Raw genomic sequence first — 17,143 nt, 5'->3', positions numbered from 1 at the left:
GATGGGTCGTTAGCTCAGTTGGTAGAGCAGTTGACTTTTAATCAATTGGTCGCAGGTTCGAATCCTGCACGACCCACCAGATTCAGAAAAAAGCGCCTAATGGGCGCTTTTTTCGTTTTCCGCAGTACGGTAATGCATTGGCGGAATATGCCCATCTATCCGTAGGGGCGCCATTTATGGCGCCCTGGCCGCGTATAACCCCCTGATGGCCAATGAACGCGCCGGGGTTGCATTAACACGCCAGGGTCGCATTAATGCGACCCCTACGGGTATGGGGGAGCGGTAATGCGCTGACGGGATATGCCCATCTATCCGTAGGGGCGCCATTTATGGCGCCCTGGCCGCGTATGACCCCCGATGGTAAATGAACGCGTCAGGGTTGCATTAACGCACCAGGGCCGCATTAACGCGCCAGGGTCGCATTAATGCGACCCCTACGAGTATGGGGGAGCGGTAATGCGCTGACGGAATATGCCCATCCATACGTAGGGGCGCCATTTATGGCGCCCTGGCCGCGCATTAACCTCCGATGGTGAATGAAGATGCCACTGGCGCGCTACCGTACCGGCTTTTTCCGGGGGGCTTTTTCGGGCATCAGGCTTTTCCAGATATGCTGCACGGCATAGCTGCGCCACGGCCGCCATACCTGTGACAGCTGCTCTGCCTCTCTGGCCGTTACGCCGCCGAGATTATTACGGATAGCGATATCTTCTTTCGGGAAAGCATCAGGCCAGCGCAGCGCGCGCATGGCGATATAGCTGGCGGTCCACGGGCCGACACCCTTCAGTGCCAGCAGCTGCTGCTGTACGGTATCCGGCGGCAGAGAGCCGTTAAAGCGCAGTGCGCCGCTGGCGCAGGCGTGGGCCAGCGCGATAATCGCATTTGAACGGGCGCTGACTATGCCAAGCACCGCAATATCATCGACCGTTGCTGCTGCCAGCGTGGCCGCGTCCGGAGAGAGTCGGGAGAGCGCTGGCCAGGGCGTCTCCAGCGGCTCGCCAAAGCGCTCTGTCAGACGGCTGCTGAGCGTTACAGCCGCTTTTACCGTAACCTGCTGGCCGAGAATCGCGCGCACGCTTAACTCAAACGCATCGAACGCGCCGGGCACGCGCAGACCCGGATGGCGCGCCAGGCTCTCTGCCAGCAGCGGATCGCGGCCCAGCAGATCGCTTACCGCCTGCGGCTGAGCATCCAGATCGAACAGATCGCGCAGCCGGCGCAGCAGGGCAGGCAGCACCGGCGTCAGTGTGGTAGTGAACTCAACCTGCAGCGCATGCTTATCGGGCAGGGCGCTGACGCGCACCCAGCCGCGACAGCCGCCCAGCGCGACGGTGCGGTGATAAGCGCCATCGGCCACCCACTCAGCCTGCTTCATAACGTGCGCTTCAAGAAACTCCAGCATCGCCGCCCAGTCATAGGGCGGCCGATAGCTCAGCTGCAGTGTGGCGCTCTGCTGTGGCAGCGCAGCGCCTTCCGGCTGGCTCCGCTTACGCAGCGCGGAAGGTGTCATGTGATAGCGCGCCTGAAACACATCATTAAAGCGGCGCAGGCTGCGAAAGCCGCTGGCGTAAGCGATCTCCGTTACGGGCAGGGCGGTTTCGGTCAGCAGCTGTTTCGCCAGCAGCATGCGCCGCGTCTGACGCAGCTCCAGCGGCGAAACGCCCAGCTCCTGCTGAATCACGCGCCGCAGCTGACGTTCACTCAGAAAGAACTCACCGGCAATATCTGCCAGCGAGGTCTGCTCCTCCAGCATGCCCTCTTCAACGCGACGGATCAGACGATCGGCAATGCGGTGATGGTTATCTACCGGCGCAAATCCCGGCGCCAGCTCCGGGCGGCAGCGCAGGCACGGGCGAAAGCGCGCCTTTTCCGCTGCTTCTGCATTATGAAAAAAGCGGCAGTTTTTCAGCAGCGGTTTGCGTACCGGACAGACGGGACGACAGTAAATACCGGTTGAGGTTACGCCCACGTAGAGCAGCCCGTCAAAGCGACTGTCGCGCGACGTCAGCGCCTGGTAAGCAATTTCAGGATCAAGCATCGTCTTCTCCGGTAAATAAAGGGCATCATGGCGCAGTCCGGGTGCGGAAACACGCTGCTTTCGGACAGCTAATCAGTTTATGTGCCTGTCCGAAAACAGCCAGTGTGCGGCGTGATTAATGCAATAATAGTCGGGAGTCATCCACTGCGGAGATCTGTTATGTACCATACTAAAACCATCGTGACGCCGGTCGGCGAGCTGACGCTGATTGCCAGCGATAAAGGCCTGGCAGCCGTGCTGTGGGAAAATGAAGGCTCGCAGCGCGTGCCGCTGACGCCGCTGTCACGTAACGAGCTGCATCCGGTGCTGTGCGAGGCTGAGCGTCAGCTGCAGGAGTATTTTGCCGGCACCCGGCAGCGTTTTACCCTGAGCTACGACCCGTCCGGCACGCCGTTCCAGCAAAAGGTATGGGCCGCCCTGCTGACTATTCCGTTTGGGGAGACGCGCAGCTACCGGCAGATAGCTGAGCAGATTGGGCATCCCAAAGCCGTGCGCGCGGTGGGGGCTGCCAACGGTAAAAACCCGCTCTCTATTATGGCTCCCTGCCACCGTGTCATTGGCAGCAACGGCAAACTGACCGGCTTTGCCGGTGGCCTGCCGGTTAAAGCGTTTTTGCTGGAGCTGGAGCGGGCAGCTAAAAAACCGGATGCGCCGGTTGTTTAGTATAAAAAACTAAATGGCGCTTTATTATTCTTTATAGTATTTTCTTAGCTTCTGTTGTTAATTACATAAAACATTAATGCGGTGGTGCGCTTCCGGATCGGGCAGCAGCCATCTGCGCTTTTTCGCACCCTGCATTTCAGGCACAGGAGCCAGTAATGGACATTTTCAGCACGCAAAATATCCTGGTACATATCCCTCTGGGCGCCGGCGGATATGATCTCTCATGGATTGAAGCGTTCGGCACGCTGGCCGGGCTGCTCTGTATCTGGCTGGCAAGCCAGGAAAAAATCAGTAACTACCTGTTTGGCCTGATCAACGTCACGCTGTTTGCGGTGATTTTCTTTCAGATCCAGCTCTACGCCAGCCTGCTGCTGCAGCTCTTTTTCTTTGTCGCCAATCTCTATGGCTGGTATGCATGGAGCCGGCAGACCAGTGACCATGAGCGCGCGTTAAAAATTCGCTGGCTGTCGCTGCCGAAAGCGCTGGCATGGGGCGCGGCCTGCGTTATCGCGATTGCGCTGATGACGCGCTATATCGACGTGGTATTTGGCTTCCTTACCCGCAGCGCGGTGCAGATCATGCAGGGAATTGGCCTGCAGGTCACCATGCCGCAGCTGCAGCCTGACGCGTTTCCCTTCTGGGATTCCTGCATGATGGTGCTCTCTGTCGTGGCAATGATTCTGATGACGCGTAAATATGTCGAAAACTGGCTGCTGTGGGTGGTAATCAACGTCATTAGCGTGATGATTTTTGCCCGGCAGGGGGTGTATGCGATGTCGCTGGAGTACGCCATTCTCACGCTGATTGCGCTGAACGGCTCGCGTCTGTGGATACAGAGCGCACGCGAGCAGGGCTCACGCGCGCTGGCGGGTTAGTGATGATGATGCGCGTGTCCGTCCAGCACCGCATGGCCATCATCATGAGCCGCATGTTCTGAACCGAGCGCACAGTCGGGCAGGCTGCACGCCTGATACTCCATCTGCACCGTGGCGTGTTCAATCTGATAGTGCTGATGCAGATAATGATGGATTTTTCGCAGCAGGCCATCGTGATCGTACGGCGGCACTACCTGGACATGCAGCGTGAGCACCGGCTTCTCTCCCACCTGCCACAGGTGGATATGATGGACGTTACGCACCTCATCAATGTTCAGCTTCAGCTCGCGCCCCAGCTTATCAATATTGATATTCACCGGTGCGCCCTCCAGCAGCTCATGCAGGCTCTCGCGCAGCAGCGCCCAGGCGCTGCGTACTACCAACACGGAAACCAGCAGTGAAAGAATCGGATCGATGGGCGTCCAGCCGGTGAGCATAACGATAACCGCGGCGGCAATGGCACCCACTGAGCCAAGCAGGTCTCCCAGAACATGCAGCGCGGCGGCGCGCACGTTGAGATTTTTCTCGCCGCTGCCGCGATGCAGCAGCCAGAATGAGAGCAGGTTAGCAAACAGCCCGGCGATAGCGATGCCGAGCATCAGGCCACCCTCAATCGGCTGCGGATGCGTAAAACGCCGGATCGCCTCCCAGACGATCAGCACGGTAATCACCAGCAGCGCAATCGCGTTTACAAACGCCGCCAGCGTGGTCAGACGCAGCAGGCCAAAGGTATGCCGCGCATTGGGTTTGCGGCGCGCAAACTGCACCGCCAGCAGCGCCATCAGCAGCGCGGCAGCGTCGGTCAGCATATGTCCGGCGTCGGCCAGCAGCGCCAGTGAACCTGAAAGAAGGCCGCCGATCACTTCGGCCAGCATAAACAGTGCCGTGACGCCAAACGCCGCCGCCAGGCGGGTGCGATTAGCATTGTGGTCACCGTGAGAGTGAGAGTGTGCCATAGCGTTCCAGTTGGTTGAGTAGCCTGTTGGTTAATACTATCAGTAAATTGAGCGTGTCAGGATGGAGCTGCTGCTGTTTCGCGGCGTCAATCAGCTGCTGACACGCTCCGGCGGCATCTTCAATGCCCAGCATCAGCCAGCTGCCTTTCAGGCGGTGAGCCGCTTTTTCAATCGCCGCCCAGTCGCGCTGCCCGCTGGCCTGCAGCAGCGCATCGCGATCCTGCGTAACGGCGCGCTGCAGCGTTTCACAGATGCGCGGCAGCCAGCTGGCGTCGTGCTGAGCCAGCTGCTGCAGCGTTGCCGGCAGCTGTGCCAGCGGGTCGGACTGCGCCTGCGCCAGCAGCGCGGCCAGCGCCTGCAGCGTAACGGGCTTCACCAGCTGCGCCTCATGCGCCTGCAGCGGCAGGCGCAAACGCTGCACATCGGCAGAACAGATCACGCGCAGGGCAGGGTGAGGTCGTTGTCGCTGGCGGCGGCGCAGAATGCGCAGCAGCATCAGGCCATCGGGATGCGGCATCATCTGATCGATAAACAGCACATCAAACGGCTGCCTGGCATCGGCGAGCAGCAGGGCGCGTCCCGCATCAAAGGTCTCAGCCTGAATGCCAAAAGCAGCCAGCTGCTGCTGCAATACCAGCAGATTAGCGGGATGATCGTCAACAATCGCCACCCGCAGCTGCGGATAGCGCGGCCAGGCCGGATCGTCGCCGGCATCCGCAATGTCACAGGGCGTCAGCGGCAGCGTTACGCTGACGCGTGTGCCCTGGCCCGGCGCAGAGCTCAGCTGCAGCGTACCGCCCATTCGCTGTACGATTTCCCGGCAGATAAAGAGCCCCAGCCCGCTGCCCTGCACCGCATGACGCCGGCCAGACGGCGCCTGATACCACGGCTCGAACAGGTGAGCCTGTTCGCTGAGCGGAATGCCGCTGCCGCTGTCCGTCACAACAAGCCTAATCTGCTCCTCCGCCGCCAGCGTAAGGCTTATTTCGCCTTCACGGGTAAACTTCAGTGCATTAGCCACCAGGTTATTGATGACCTGCTGCAGGCGATCGCTATCCAGCAGCACGCTGGCGGGCAGCGGCGTCAGGGCCGTTACGCGCAGCTGCGGGCCGCCGGGGCGCATCAGCGGATGGTAAAGCTGCCGCTGCTGCTGCAGCCAGCGGGAGAGATTCAGCGGGTGCGGATTCAGGCGGAAACTCTGATTCTCAATCCGCGCATGATCCTGCAAATCGTTCAGCAGCGCCATCAACGAGCGGGCGCTGCTGTGCATCAGCGCTACCCGTGAGGGCACATGCTGCTGCTGCTCCAGCTCCAGCAGGCCAAGGATCGCCTGCATCGGCGTACGCAGTTCATGACTGACGGTCGCGAGAAACTGGCTTTTAGCCGCACTGGCGCGCTCCGCTTCTGTGCGCTGTCGCCGTTCACGCCGCTGCTGCAGCATGTGACGCAGCTGCAACAGCAGCAGCCCTGCAATCATCAGCGCCGCTGCAAACAGCAGCAGTTTTGGTATGCTGCGCATCATCATCGTGCTGCCGGGCTGCGGCGGCTGCGCCCAGCTTGCCCGCATCTGGTTCAGCGTTTCTGGCGGTATCTGCTGCAGCGCACGATCGAGCAGGGCGCGCAGCTGCGGCTGCTGCGGAGCCACCCGCGGCGCCATCGGCCAGGCGATATCGCTGGCGGCAAACGCCAGACGCAGCGCGGTGTCATCGCGGCTGGCCAGCCGCCAGCGCGCTGAGATCACATTATCCACCAGCGCATCAATCTGTCCGCTGCTGAGCGCCTGCCAGAGCCGGGTGCGGTCGTCAAACCACTGTGGCGTAATGCCCGGCGGCGGCAGCTGCCGGGCCAGATCGCCGCGCAGTACGCCAAGACGTTTGCCCTGCAGCGAGGACCAGTCGGCAGGCGCAAGCGGCATCTGGCTGTAAACGCCCCAGATAGCACGCCATACCGGAAGCGTGGTGGAGGCTGCATCGGGCGTATCCAGAGGCTCCAGCAGCGTAAGCATCACCGCCTGCTGTGCCAGCAGCGCCTGCGCCTGCTGCGGGTTAGCGACCCAGCGCGGCGTGAAGCGGATGCCGGTGCTCTGACTCAGCGCATTAAGCAGGTCGATACCAAAGCCGCGCGCGTTACCGCTGGCGTCCCGGTAGCTCCAGGGGGCATTGTCTGGCGCGGCGGCGTAGGTGACAACGGGATGCGCCGCCAGCCACTGCTGCTCAGCCGGGCTGAGCATCAGCGTCTGCGTATCCTGATAGCGCGGCAGCGGCGGGCTCCAGCGCTGAGCAACCTGACGACTGAACTCTGCCGGCAGCAGGCGAAGCTGCGCATCGATCCATGTCGTCAGCGCCGGATCGCGGGCGATCGTACGCAGCGTCAGTACCGCATCCGGATCGGCGGTGATCTGGTAGATCTCTCCCTGCTGCAGCTGGCTGAGCAGAAAGCCGGCGCTGGCTTCATCGGCGACCAGATAATCACTCTGCTGATTGAGCAGGGCGTAGAGCGCCTGTAAATTGCCGGGCAGCGGATGCCAGCGGTGGCGCGCTGCCAGCTCCGGCGGCAGCTGCGTCAGCGTGCTGCCGGCAATCGTCAGCTGCGCGTTATCGCTGTTAAACATTACCGCGCGCTGATTTGCACGGTTGCGGTAAATACGGAGCGGCGTGCTGAACCAGCTGGCGCTGAGCGAGGCGCCGGCAGGCAGCGGTGCGCTTTCAGTCGTCAGAACCAGATCCACCTCACCGCGCTTCAGCGCCTGCAGCTGCGCGCGCCGATCAGGGTAGCCCTGCAGCTGAAACCGTATGCCGCTCTGCTGGCTGAGGGCGCTGAGATAGTCAGCATCAATGCCCCACAGGCGATCGCCAATGCGCATCGACCAGGGCGCGCTGTTCTGCACCGGCACCGCCACGCGCAGCTGCGTGGCGGGCGGCGGCGCAGCGTGAGGCACCGGCATAACCGCAGGCAGCATGACGCTGCTGGCGGGCAGCAGCTCAGCGCGTGCGCTGGCCACCAGCAGCAAACAGAGCAGCCAGAGCCGCCTCACTGCTGCGCTTTCCACAGTTCAGCCAGCTCAACCACCGAGGTCACGCCGGTTTTGGCCATGATATTTTTTTTATGCGTGCTGACGGTTTTGTTGCTGATATGCAGCTGTTCACCAATCTGCAGATTAGAGAGGCCGCGCACCAGCAGCGCTACAATCTGCTGCTCTTTCTCCGTCAGCGGCAGGTCCAGGCGCTCCGGCAGCGGCGGAAAGGCCTGCTGTCCCCCCAGCACCGCAAGGATGGCGCTGAGCAGCTGAGCCATGCTCTGGCTTTTTACCACATAGCCTGCCGCCCCCAGCGAAGCGGCGCTCAGTAAGGTGTGGCGGCTCTGCTGCGCAGAGTAGATCAGCACCGGGCGCTGTGCATCGCGGGCGCGCAGGCGGCGCAGCAGCTCCAGACCATCACAATCCGGCAGGCCGATATCAAGGATAATGATGTCAATATTATGCTGCTGCAGGCAGGCGCGTGCCTGAGATTCATCAGCGGCGGCATAGAGCTGCAAAGGGATAGGGGCGTGCTGGCAGGCAGCCTGAAGTGCGACTTCAACCAGCGGGTGATCGTCAATAAGCAGTAGGGTAGCCATGTCACCGTTCCTGTGAATTTCATGGCGGTTAGCATAGCGGAAAAGCGGGGCCGGAAAAAATAAAGGGCGAGCCTGCGCCCGCCCTGATTACCGCAGAGGCATCTCTTACTGAGTTGTGCCGTCGGTTTTGGTATTCACGTTGTCGCTACCCGTCTGGGTTTCGACTTTTTTGTTCATGTCCGGGCAGCGGCCATCTTTACACATGGTGTTTTTGTGCACCTCTTTGGCAGACATGTCGCCTGATTCAGTGCCTGACATTGCTGCGCCGTTGGTATTGGTGTTGCCGGTGTTGATATCACTGTTATCAACATTGTGCGGTGGCAGATTCTGTTTTGCGCCGCCCGCTGCCGCACCCGCTTCAGCTGATGCGTTGGCCTGTCCATTATTGCTTGCAGCCATCGCTGCACCGCTACCCAGAGTCATTGCTGCCGTCAGAAAAACAATTGCAAACTTATTCATCATTATGCTCCTGTAATAAATGGATAGTTGCCGTTTGACACCCACGGGTGCTGTGTGACGAAAAAAGCGGGCCGTAACGAAATTAAATTTCGTCAGGAGTGTTCGGCGTAAAAATATATAGTGTAAGCGACTCGTTCCTCAGTGCTTACGTTTAAAAAGCTTAGTCTATGGCTCTATAAATGCAAATGAGACAAAAGCATTTTCATCACGCTCTTAATTTACTCATGCCGCCTGAAGGGATAGATTGAAAGGGTTACGCCCGGCGCACGCAGGGCAAAAATCTGAATGGAATAAGTATGGATTACCAGAACGACGATTTACGCATTAAAGAGATCAAAGAGTTACTTCCCCCGGTTGCGCTGCTGGAGAAATATCCGGCAACGGAGCGCGCGGCGGCGACCGTATCGCAGGCGCGTCAGGCCATTCACCAGATTTTGCATGGCGAAGACGATCGTTTGCTGGTGGTGATCGGTCCCTGCTCAATTCACGACACGGCAGCGGCGAAAGAGTACGCTGCACGCCTGCTGACGCTGCGCGATGAGCTGAGCGGCGAGCTGGAAGTGGTGATGCGCGTCTATTTTGAAAAGCCGCGCACCACGGTGGGCTGGAAAGGGCTGATCAACGATCCCCATATGGATGGCAGCTTTCAGATTAATGAAGGATTGCGTCTGGCCCGTAAGCTGCTGGTGGATATCAATGACACCGGTCTGCCGGCCGCCGGCGAGTTTCTGGATATGATCACGCCGCAATATATGGCCGATCTAATGAGCTGGGGCGCCATCGGTGCACGCACCACCGAATCACAGGTGCATCGCGAACTCTCTTCCGGTCTCTCCTGTCCGGTAGGATTCAAAAATGGCACCGACGGCACGATCAAAGTCGCGATTGACGCCATCGGCGCGGCCAGCGCGCCGCACTGCTTCCTGTCAGTAACCAAATATGGGCACTCGGCCATCGTTGAGACGCGCGGCAACGAAGATTGCCATATCATCCTGCGCGGCGGCAGAGAGCCAAACTACAGCGCTGAGCACGTTGCAGCAGTGAAGAGCGGGCTGGAAAAAGCGGGCCTGCGTCCGCAGGTGATGATCGATTTCAGTCATGCCAACAGCAGCAAGCAGTTCCAGCGGCAGATGGTTGTGGCAGAAGATGTGGCACAGCAGATTGCCGGCGGCGAGCAGGCGATTACCGGCGTGATGATTGAGAGCCATCTGGTAGAAGGCAATCAGAGTCTGGAGAGCGGGAAACCGCTGGTGTACGGCCAGAGCGTAACCGATGCCTGCATTGGCTGGGAAGATACGGAAACGGCGCTGCGTCAGCTGGCGCAGGCGATCCGTACCCGTCGCGGCTAAGCGTGACGCATAAAAAAGGCCAGACGGACGTCTGGCCTTCAGATTTACTGCAAAACGTTACTTCGCTTTACCCTGGTTTGCCACAGCCGCGGCTTTCGCTGCGATTTCATCGGCATCACCCAGATAGTAGTGTTTGATTGGCTTGAAGTTTTCATCGAACTCATACACCAGCGGCACGCCGGTCGGGATGTTCAGTTCGAGGATCTCATCTTCGCTCATGTTATCAAGGTATTTTACCAGCGCGCGCAGCGAGTTACCGTGTGCGGCAATGATAACTTTCTCACCGCTTTTAATGCGCGGCAGAATGGTTTCGTTCCAGTAAGGGATAACGCGGTCGATGGTCAGCGCCAGGCTCTCGGTGGTAGGCAGCTGCGCGTCGGTCAGTGATTTGTAACGCGCATCGTGGCCAGGGAAACGCTCATCGCTGCGATCCAGCTCTGGCGGAGTAATGGCAAAACCACGACGCCACTGCTTAACCTGGTCATCACCATATTTAGCCGCGGTTTCTGCTTTATCCAGACCCTGCAGCGCACCGTAGTGGCGCTCATTCAGACGCCAGGTTTTTTCTACCGGCAGCCAGGCCTGATCCAGTTCATCCAGCACGTTCCACAGGGTGTGGATGGCACGTTTCAGCACGGAGGTGTAGGCGAAATCGAACACGAAGCCCTCTTTCTTCAGCAGCTGACCCGCCGCTTTTGCTTCGGTACGACCTTTGTCAGAGAGATCCACATCATACCATCCGGTGAAGCGGTTTTCCTGATTCCACTGGCTTTCGCCGTGGCGGACCAGAACCAGCTTAGTTACGGCCATAGCTTTACTCCTTAATGCTTAAGTAGATTAGTAATGAACCCGGCTGCGGCCGCCTGAGGCGGCGGCACACTGATAGCGCCATACCATAGCGGAAAACGGCGCACGGCGTAAGTCTGTCGCATGCGCAGTGCGCGTTTTTCAGCCGGCATCTCAATGTGCCGTAAAGCGATACCGCGTCTCTGAGCGCCAGATGTCACCGGGTTGCAGCCAGCAATCGGGCTGCGGCCACTCGCTATGGTTAGGCGAATCGGGTAAAAATTCACTCTCCAGCGCGATGCCCTGGAATGCAGTATAGCTCTCCTGCTCGCGGGCGCGCGTTCCCGCCAGGTAGTTGCCGGTGTAGAACTGCAGCGCCGGTGCGGTGGTAAATACGCTGAGCTGCAGCGCGCCGTCAGCGGACCATAGCCCGGCGGCACACTGCGTAATGTCGCCTGCCGCGTTCAGTAAAAACGCATGGTCGTAGCCTTTGACCGCCTGCTGATCGGCATCAGCCAGAAACTCGTCCGCCACGCGTTTAGGCTGGCGGAAGTCGAAGCTGGTCGCCGCAACGGCTTTCAGCGGCGCAGCAGGAATGCCCGCGCTGTCTACCGGCAGGTAACGATCTGCCTGCAGTTGTAACCGATGCTGGCGGGCGTCGCCATGATGCGCATCAAGGTTAAAGTAGGCGTGGTTAGTCAGATTAACCGGGCAGGGGCGATCGGTCTCCGCCTGATAGCGGATCGCCAGCGTATTATCCTCCGTCAGTTCATAGGTCACCGAGGCGATAAGATTACCCGGATAGCCCTGATCGCCATCCGGCGAGTCGAGTCGGTAGTGCACGCTGCTGTCGCTCTGGCTGACAATCTGCCAGCGGCGTTTGTCAAACCCTTCCGGACCGCCGTGCAGCTGATGCGGCCCCTGATTGGCAGCCAGCTTCAGATTAAGCGTCTTTAGCTCAGCCTGCGCGATGCGGTTGGCGTAGCGGCCAATCGTGGCGCCGAGATAGGCGTCCTGATGCAGATAATCTGACGGCGTGGCGCAGCCCAGCAGCGCTTCACGCACGCTGCCATCCCGCATCGGCACGCGCGCCGAAAGCCAGGTGGCACCCCAGTCCATAAAGGTGGCCACCATGCCGTGACGGTTGCGCAGAACCGTGATGCGCCACGGCTGGCCGTCTGGCGCATGGGAATTGACGTCGCTTACCATTGACCCGCTCCCTCTGAGGCTTTGCAGACGTAGAAGGTCTCTTTGATACCGGTCTGCGCTTCATATTTTTCCGCCACGGCCGCTCTGACCTGCTCCACCCGCTCTGCCGGCATCAGCGCCACGATGCAGCCGCCAAAGCCGCCGCCGGTCATGCGCACGCCGCCGTGCGGACCCACTTCCTGTTTAACAATCGCCACCAGCTGATCGATTGCCGGCACGGTGATCTCAAAATCGTCGCGCATAGAGGCGTGGGAAGCGGCCATCAGCTCGCCCATGCGTTCAAGATCGCCCTGACTCAGCGCGTCGGCCGCCTCCAGCGTCCGGGCGTTTTCGGTAATAACATGGCGCACGCGCTTCGCCACCAGCTTATCCAGCTCATGCTCGCGTGCTTCAAACTCCTCCAGCGTGACGTCGCGCAGCGCCGGTTTGTTAAAGAAGCGCGCGCCGGTCTCACACTGCTCGCGGCGGGTATTATATTCACTGCCTACCAGCGAGCGGCGGAAATTGCTGTTGATAATAACTACGGCGACGTTGTCCGGCATCGGCACCGCACGGGTCGCCAGAGTGCGGCAGTCGAGCAGCATGGCGTGATCCTGTTTGCCGAGCGCTGAAATCAGCTGATCCATAATGCCGCAGTTACAGCCAACAAACTGGTTCTCCGCCTCCTGGCCGTTGACCGCAATCGCCGCGCCATCAAGATCCAGCTGCCAGAGTTCACGGAATACCGTGCCGACGGCCACTTCCAGCGACGCAGAAGAGCTGAGGCCGGCCCCCTGCGGCACGTTGCCGCTGATCACCATATCCACGCCGCCGATGCCGGCGTCACGCTGCTGCAGATGCTTCACCACACCGCGCACATAGTTGGCCCACATCGGCTCTTTTACCGGTTCGATCGGCGCATCCAGCGAGAAGCTATCCTGCTGGTTGTCATAATCCATGGCGATCACCCGTACCTGACGATCGTCGCGGCGGGCGCAGGCGATCACCGTCTGATAATCGATAGCGCACGGCAGCACAAAGCCGTCATTGTAATCGGTATGTTCACCAATCAGATTGACGCGGCCCGGCGCCTGAATGGTATGGGTGGCAGCATAACCAAAGGTGTCAGCGAACAGCTGGCGGGTTGTCGATTTTAAAGACATTTATTGCGCCTCACGAAAATGGATATCGCTGACAGAGCGCAGACGTTCTGCTGCCTGCTCCGCCGTTAAATCACGTTGGGTTTCAGCCAGCATTTCGTAGCCGACCATAAATTTACGCACCGTTGCCGAGCGCAGCAGCGGTGGATAGAAGTGCGCATGCAGCTGCCAGTGATCGTCAGCCTCTTCGGTAAACGGCGCGCCGTGCCAGCCCATCGAGTAGGGGAATGAGCACTGGAACAGATTGTCATAGCGGCTGGTCAGCAGCTTAAGCGCGCGCGCCAGGTCGCTGCTCTGCGCTGCGCTGAGTTCGGTCAGGCGTTTTACGTGCGTTTTTGGCAGCAGCAGGGTTTCAAACGGCCAGGCGGCCCACCACGGCACCACGGCGATCCAGTGCGCCGTCTCCACAACGGTACGGCTGCCGTCGTGCTGCTCGCGTGCCGCGTAATCCAGCAGCAGCGGCGTGCCTTTTTCGGCATAGTAACGGCGCTGGTTATCATCCTCTTTCTGCGCTTCATTAGGCAGAAAGCTGTTGGCCCAGATCTGACCGTGCGGATGCGGATTGGAGCAGCCCATGGCCGCGCCTTTGTTCTCAAACACCTGCACCCACGGATAGTGCTGCCCCAGCTCAGCGCTCTGCTGCTGCCAGGTCGCGACAATAGCTTCAAGGTTGCTCAGCGACAGCTCCGGCAGCGTTTTGCTGTGATCGGGCGAAAAGCAGATCACCCGGCTGGTGCCGCGGGCGCTTTCACAGCGCATCAGCAGGTCGTCGCTCTGCGGCGCATCCGGGGTCTCCTCCATCAGCGCAGCAAAGTCGTTAGTAAAGACATAGGTGTTAGTGTAATCAGGGTTTTTATCACCGGTGATACGGGTATTGCCCGCGCACAGGAAGCAGTCGGGATCGTGCGCCGGCAGCGTCTCACGCGCTGGCGTCTCCTGCGCCCCCTGCCACGGGCGTTTCGCCCGGTGCGGTGACACCAGGACCCACTGATCGGTTAACGGGTTATAGCGGCGATGCGGATGATCCACCGGATTAAATTTTTGCATAACTTGTCCTGGTAACGGCAAACAGTAAACGTTTTCTGCGCTCAAACTAGCATATGCCCGCAGGCAAAAGCGTGATCAAGTCTGGATAAATGGTATCGTTTACACAAGTCGCTTATTCTTAATTTTGCGGTCTGTGAAACGGACGAATTCAAATTTAGCACAGATTAGTGGTAGCGATTACATTGGCGGGTGAGGCACCGACCGCCTGCCTGACGGAGCAGGCGATCGGCATTGCAGAGTAAGCGGGACAGAAGGCGGTCAGGGCTGCGGCGCGCGCAATGCCTCCTGCTGATAACAGTAACCCTGCGGGGTTTTGACAAAGCTGAGGCGATGGGTAATACAGCGCGGCGCATCTTCAGCGTGGTGCGAGACGAACAGCAGCTGGGTGCGGCCTTCACCAATCAGCACATCCGTAAAGCGGCGTACCAGCTGACGGTTAATCGGGTCCAGCCCCTGCAGCGGCTCATCCAGAATCAGCAGGGCGGGATGTTTAACCAGCGCGCGCGCAATCAGCACCAGCCGCTGCTGACCCCAGGAGAGACTGTGAAAAGGGGCATCTGCCAGCGCGTTATCCATGCCGAGCAGCGCCAGCCACTGACGCGCCAGCGCTTTCTGCCGCTCTGAAACGGCCTGGTAAAGGCCAATCGAGTCAAAAAAGCCGGAGAGCACCACGGTGCGCACGCTGCAGCTTACCCGGTAGTCAAGGTGCAGGCTGCTGCTGACGTAGCCGATATGCTGCTTGATATCCCAGATGGTTTCGCCGCTGCCGCGCCGGATGCCAAACAGCGTTAAGTCGTTGCTGTAGCCCTGCGGATGATCGCCGGTCACCAGGCTAAGCAGGGTGGATTTGCCGGCGCCGTTTGGCCCGGTAATCTGCCAGTGTTCGCCGGCGTTAACCTGCCAGCTGAGGTTATCGATGATGGGGCAATCGTCATAGGCGACCCGGCCATGACGCAGTATCACGCGCGGGGTCTCAGCGGCCAGCGCCGGCAGCAGATCGGGGCGATCTGCCTCCGGCAGCGCCATGCCCTGCAGCCGCTCACTGTGCGCCAGCTGGGCCACCAGCGCTTCCGCCAGCAGCGTCCTGCGGTCACCGGCGTGGGTCAGGGTGCACTCTGCCAGCACGCCCGCCTGCTGAATGAAATCGGGGATATCCTCAAACCGGTTCAGCACCAGCACCAGCGTATAGCCCTGCGTATGCAGCTGCTGCAGCAGCGCGCTCAGGCTGGCGCGCGACGCGACGTCCAGCCCGTCAAACGGCTCATCCAGGATCAGCAGATCCGGCTCTGCCATCAGCGCCTGACAAAGCAGAGTTTTACGGGTTTCACCGGTCGAGAGATATTTAAAGCGGCGAGGCAGCAGATCCTGGATACCAAACTGCTGCGCCAGTGCGCGGCAGCGAACCTCATCGCTGACGTCCGCCTGGACGATCTCTGCAGCGGTGCGGCCGGTATCTTCTTCCCCTTCGCTGAGCATATCGGTGTTATTGCGCTCCCACTCCTCACTCACCAGCTGCTGCAGCTGCTCAAATGAGAGGCGGATCGGCCGGCGAAAATCGCTGCTGAAGTGGCCTTTCCCCGCGTCAAGTTCACCTGCCAGCACCCGGGCCAGGGCAGATTTACCGCTGCCGTTAGCGCCAACAAAGGCCCAGCTTTCACCGCGCTGTATGGTCAGCGCGTCAATGCTGAGCGCACGATGGTGACTAAGATGAAATGTGCCTTGCGAAATTTGCAATAAAGACATGATGTATTCCGTTTTATGCAGCGTTATTACTGTTGTAACGGCCGCTGCAGCGGAAGTCAATCAGGGCAGAAGCGTTAGATTAGCGTGGCAATAATCGCCTGTTCAGCGCTGAAGCAGGCGGTGACAGCGTCGCCTGGCCGCAGCGGCTGCTGCGCCAGCTGCGTTGCGCTCAGGGTAGCGCACAGCGTTTCACCCCCGCTCAGCGTCAGCAGCACTTCGCTCATCTCTTCACCCTCTTCAATGGCGCTGACCCGGGCAGAGAGGGCGTTATCGTCGGGTTCACCTTCGTCACCGAGCCGGATCCACGGCGCTTTAATCAACACCAGCACCTCTTTTCCGGGTACCAGCTGTAGCCGCTGCGCGCTGCGCGCGGTCAGCGCCACGTTAACCGGGGTCACGCCATCGGCCAGTACCACCTCAATATGCTGCTGCACCGGCCGGTTATCACGGCTGCGCACGGTGGCAAACAGCTGATTACGCGCGCTGGTCTGCAGCGAGAAGCGCGCAATCGCCGCCAGCAGGCTGTCGAGCGGCAGGTTATCCTGCTGCAGGGCATCAAACGCTTTCTGCTGGATCTGCGCCAGCAGATCGAACAGCTGGATCAGCCGTGTGCCATAGCGCGTCAGACGGGCGCCGCCACCGCCTTTGCCGCCGGTAGCCCGCTCAACCAGCGTCTCATCCGCCAGCTGGTTCATCTCGTTGATGGCGTCCCAGGCGCTTTTATAACTGATGCCCGCCAGCCGGGCACCCTGACTGATTGATCCCGTCTCAGCAACCCGCCGCAGCAGTTCAATACGGCGCGGATCGGCAAACAGTTTCTGCTGAAGACGAATATGAAGTGAGAGATCGGCTTGCATGTCAGCTCCTTTAGTCGGAAGCGGGTAGTGTACGGCGTAAAGTAAAAGCACGAAAAGGGCAGTGCCTTTTTTTCCGCTGCCGCTACAATCACTTTTTTAAATTCTGCGTGAGGTTTCCATGCTGGAACTGATAAAAAGCCTGGCCGTCGCGGTCATCATGGTGCCGATTGTGATGGCGATTATGCTGGGTCTGATTTACGGCCTCGGAGAGGTGTTTAACATTATCTCCAAATTTGGCCGCCGCAATGACCGCCCGGCGAAAAGCTCACAGCACTGATTGACCCGCCCGCACGCTGCGGGCGTTTTTTTATCAATTTCCGCACGCTCCTGCCGATACCCACTCTGATGACATTTATCCGCATGCTGCGCATAGCGGCATCTGCCCAGGCGTTGTATCATTCCGTATA

15 protein-coding genes and 1 tRNA gene are annotated in these 17,143 nt (G+C 59.7%); 5 read left to right on the top strand and 11 right to left on the bottom strand.

Features of this window, described 5'->3' with window-relative positions:
- The first annotated feature begins 3 nt into the window (after positions 1 to 3).
- Positions 4 to 79 (top strand) — tRNA-Lys (locus AC2CF9_RS07780).
- Positions 80 to 556: 477 nt separating this feature from the next.
- Here AC2CF9_RS07780 and AC2CF9_RS07775 read toward each other — a convergent pair.
- Positions 557 to 2,038, bottom strand: coding sequence for an AlkA N-terminal domain-containing protein (locus tag AC2CF9_RS07775; protein ID WP_150018274.1), 1,482 nt, complete (start codon positions 2,036 to 2,038; stop codon positions 557 to 559).
- Positions 2,039 to 2,197: 159 nt separating this feature from the next.
- On the opposite strand from AC2CF9_RS07775, the gene AC2CF9_RS07770 reads away from it, so the two are divergent.
- Together AC2CF9_RS07770 and pnuC are read left to right on the top strand one after the other, a co-directional pair.
- Positions 2,198 to 2,701 carry a methylated-DNA--[protein]-cysteine S-methyltransferase gene (locus AC2CF9_RS07770; protein WP_484556705.1) on the top strand — a complete coding sequence of 168 codons (504 nt, stop codon included), beginning with the start codon at positions 2,198 to 2,200 and terminating at the stop codon, positions 2,699 to 2,701.
- Positions 2,702 to 2,856: 155 nt separating this feature from the next.
- Positions 2,857 to 3,576, top strand: a complete 720-nt coding sequence (gene pnuC / locus AC2CF9_RS07765; RefSeq protein ID WP_484556704.1) for a nicotinamide riboside transporter PnuC — start codon at positions 2,857 to 2,859, stop codon at positions 3,574 to 3,576.
- On the opposite strand, the gene zitB is transcribed toward pnuC, so the two are convergent.
- The 4 genes from zitB to AC2CF9_RS07745 all read right to left on the bottom strand — a co-directional run bounded on the left by zitB (position 3,573) and on the right by AC2CF9_RS07745 (position 8,606).
- On the bottom strand, positions 3,573 to 4,532 hold the full coding sequence (zitB, locus tag AC2CF9_RS07760; RefSeq protein ID WP_484556703.1) for a CDF family zinc transporter ZitB: 960 nt from the start codon (positions 4,530 to 4,532) through the stop codon (positions 3,573 to 3,575). The two genes, pnuC and zitB, sit on opposite strands and share 4 nt — an antisense overlap.
- The gene (locus AC2CF9_RS07755; protein WP_484556702.1) at positions 4,507 to 7,581 is read right to left on the bottom strand and encodes a hybrid sensor histidine kinase/response regulator; all 3,075 of its coding nucleotides are present in this window, start codon (positions 7,579 to 7,581) and stop codon (positions 4,507 to 4,509) included. The genes zitB and AC2CF9_RS07755 overlap by 26 nt, the downstream gene beginning before the upstream one ends.
- Positions 7,563 to 8,147, bottom strand: a complete 585-nt coding sequence (locus tag AC2CF9_RS07750; RefSeq protein ID WP_150018279.1) for a response regulator transcription factor — start codon at positions 8,145 to 8,147, stop codon at positions 7,563 to 7,565. Before AC2CF9_RS07750 ends, AC2CF9_RS07755 begins: the two co-directional genes overlap by 19 nt.
- A 105-nt stretch (positions 8,148 to 8,252) precedes the next feature.
- A complete protein-coding gene (locus tag AC2CF9_RS07745) occupies positions 8,253 to 8,606 on the bottom strand; it encodes a YbgS-like family protein (RefSeq protein WP_150018358.1) in 354 nt (117 codons plus the stop codon).
- A gap of 296 nt (positions 8,607 to 8,902) precedes the next feature.
- Here AC2CF9_RS07745 and aroG point away from each other — a divergent pair, with 296 nt between their 5' ends.
- Positions 8,903 to 9,955, top strand: a complete 1,053-nt coding sequence (gene aroG / locus AC2CF9_RS07740) for a 3-deoxy-7-phosphoheptulonate synthase AroG (RefSeq protein ID WP_484556701.1) — start codon at positions 8,903 to 8,905, stop codon at positions 9,953 to 9,955.
- A gap of 57 nt (positions 9,956 to 10,012) precedes the next feature.
- On the opposite strand, the gene gpmA is transcribed toward aroG, so the two are convergent.
- The 6 genes from gpmA to modE all read right to left on the bottom strand — a co-directional run bounded on the left by gpmA (position 10,013) and on the right by modE (position 16,736).
- Positions 10,013 to 10,765, bottom strand: coding sequence for a 2,3-diphosphoglycerate-dependent phosphoglycerate mutase (gene gpmA / locus AC2CF9_RS07735; RefSeq protein WP_104084674.1), 753 nt, complete (start codon positions 10,763 to 10,765; stop codon positions 10,013 to 10,015).
- 150 nt (positions 10,766 to 10,915) lie between these two features.
- Positions 10,916 to 11,950 (bottom strand): galactose-1-epimerase, encoded by a 1,035-nt coding sequence (galM, locus tag AC2CF9_RS07730; RefSeq protein WP_484556700.1) that lies wholly within the window; start codon positions 11,948 to 11,950, stop codon positions 10,916 to 10,918.
- Positions 11,944 to 13,092, bottom strand: a complete 1,149-nt coding sequence (gene galK / locus AC2CF9_RS07725; protein WP_150018281.1) for a galactokinase — start codon at positions 13,090 to 13,092, stop codon at positions 11,944 to 11,946. The genes galM and galK overlap by 7 nt, the downstream gene beginning before the upstream one ends.
- The gene (gene galT / locus AC2CF9_RS07720) at positions 13,093 to 14,136 is read right to left on the bottom strand and encodes a galactose-1-phosphate uridylyltransferase (RefSeq protein ID WP_484556699.1); all 1,044 of its coding nucleotides are present in this window, start codon (positions 14,134 to 14,136) and stop codon (positions 13,093 to 13,095) included.
- Between the two features lie 258 nt (positions 14,137 to 14,394).
- Positions 14,395 to 15,879: a molybdate ABC transporter ATP-binding protein ModF gene (modF, locus tag AC2CF9_RS07715; protein WP_484556698.1), complete on the bottom strand. Its 1,485-nt coding sequence runs from the start codon at positions 15,877 to 15,879 to the stop codon at positions 14,395 to 14,397.
- Positions 15,880 to 15,953: 74 nt separating this feature from the next.
- On the bottom strand, positions 15,954 to 16,736 hold the full coding sequence (gene modE, locus AC2CF9_RS07710; protein ID WP_484556697.1) for a molybdenum-dependent transcriptional regulator: 783 nt from the start codon (positions 16,734 to 16,736) through the stop codon (positions 15,954 to 15,956).
- A gap of 118 nt (positions 16,737 to 16,854) precedes the next feature.
- Between modE and AC2CF9_RS07705 the strand changes: the two genes are divergently transcribed.
- Positions 16,855 to 17,013: an AcrZ family multidrug efflux pump-associated protein gene (locus AC2CF9_RS07705; RefSeq protein ID WP_039383289.1), complete on the top strand. Its 159-nt coding sequence runs from the start codon at positions 16,855 to 16,857 to the stop codon at positions 17,011 to 17,013.
- The last annotated feature ends 130 nt before the right edge of the window (positions 17,014 to 17,143 follow it).

The sequence above is a fragment of the Pantoea sp. SYBGC1 genome, assembly GCF_057197005.1.
Note: the sequence above shows the minus strand (reverse complement) of the source record. Positions and strands in the feature narration are given on the sequence as shown.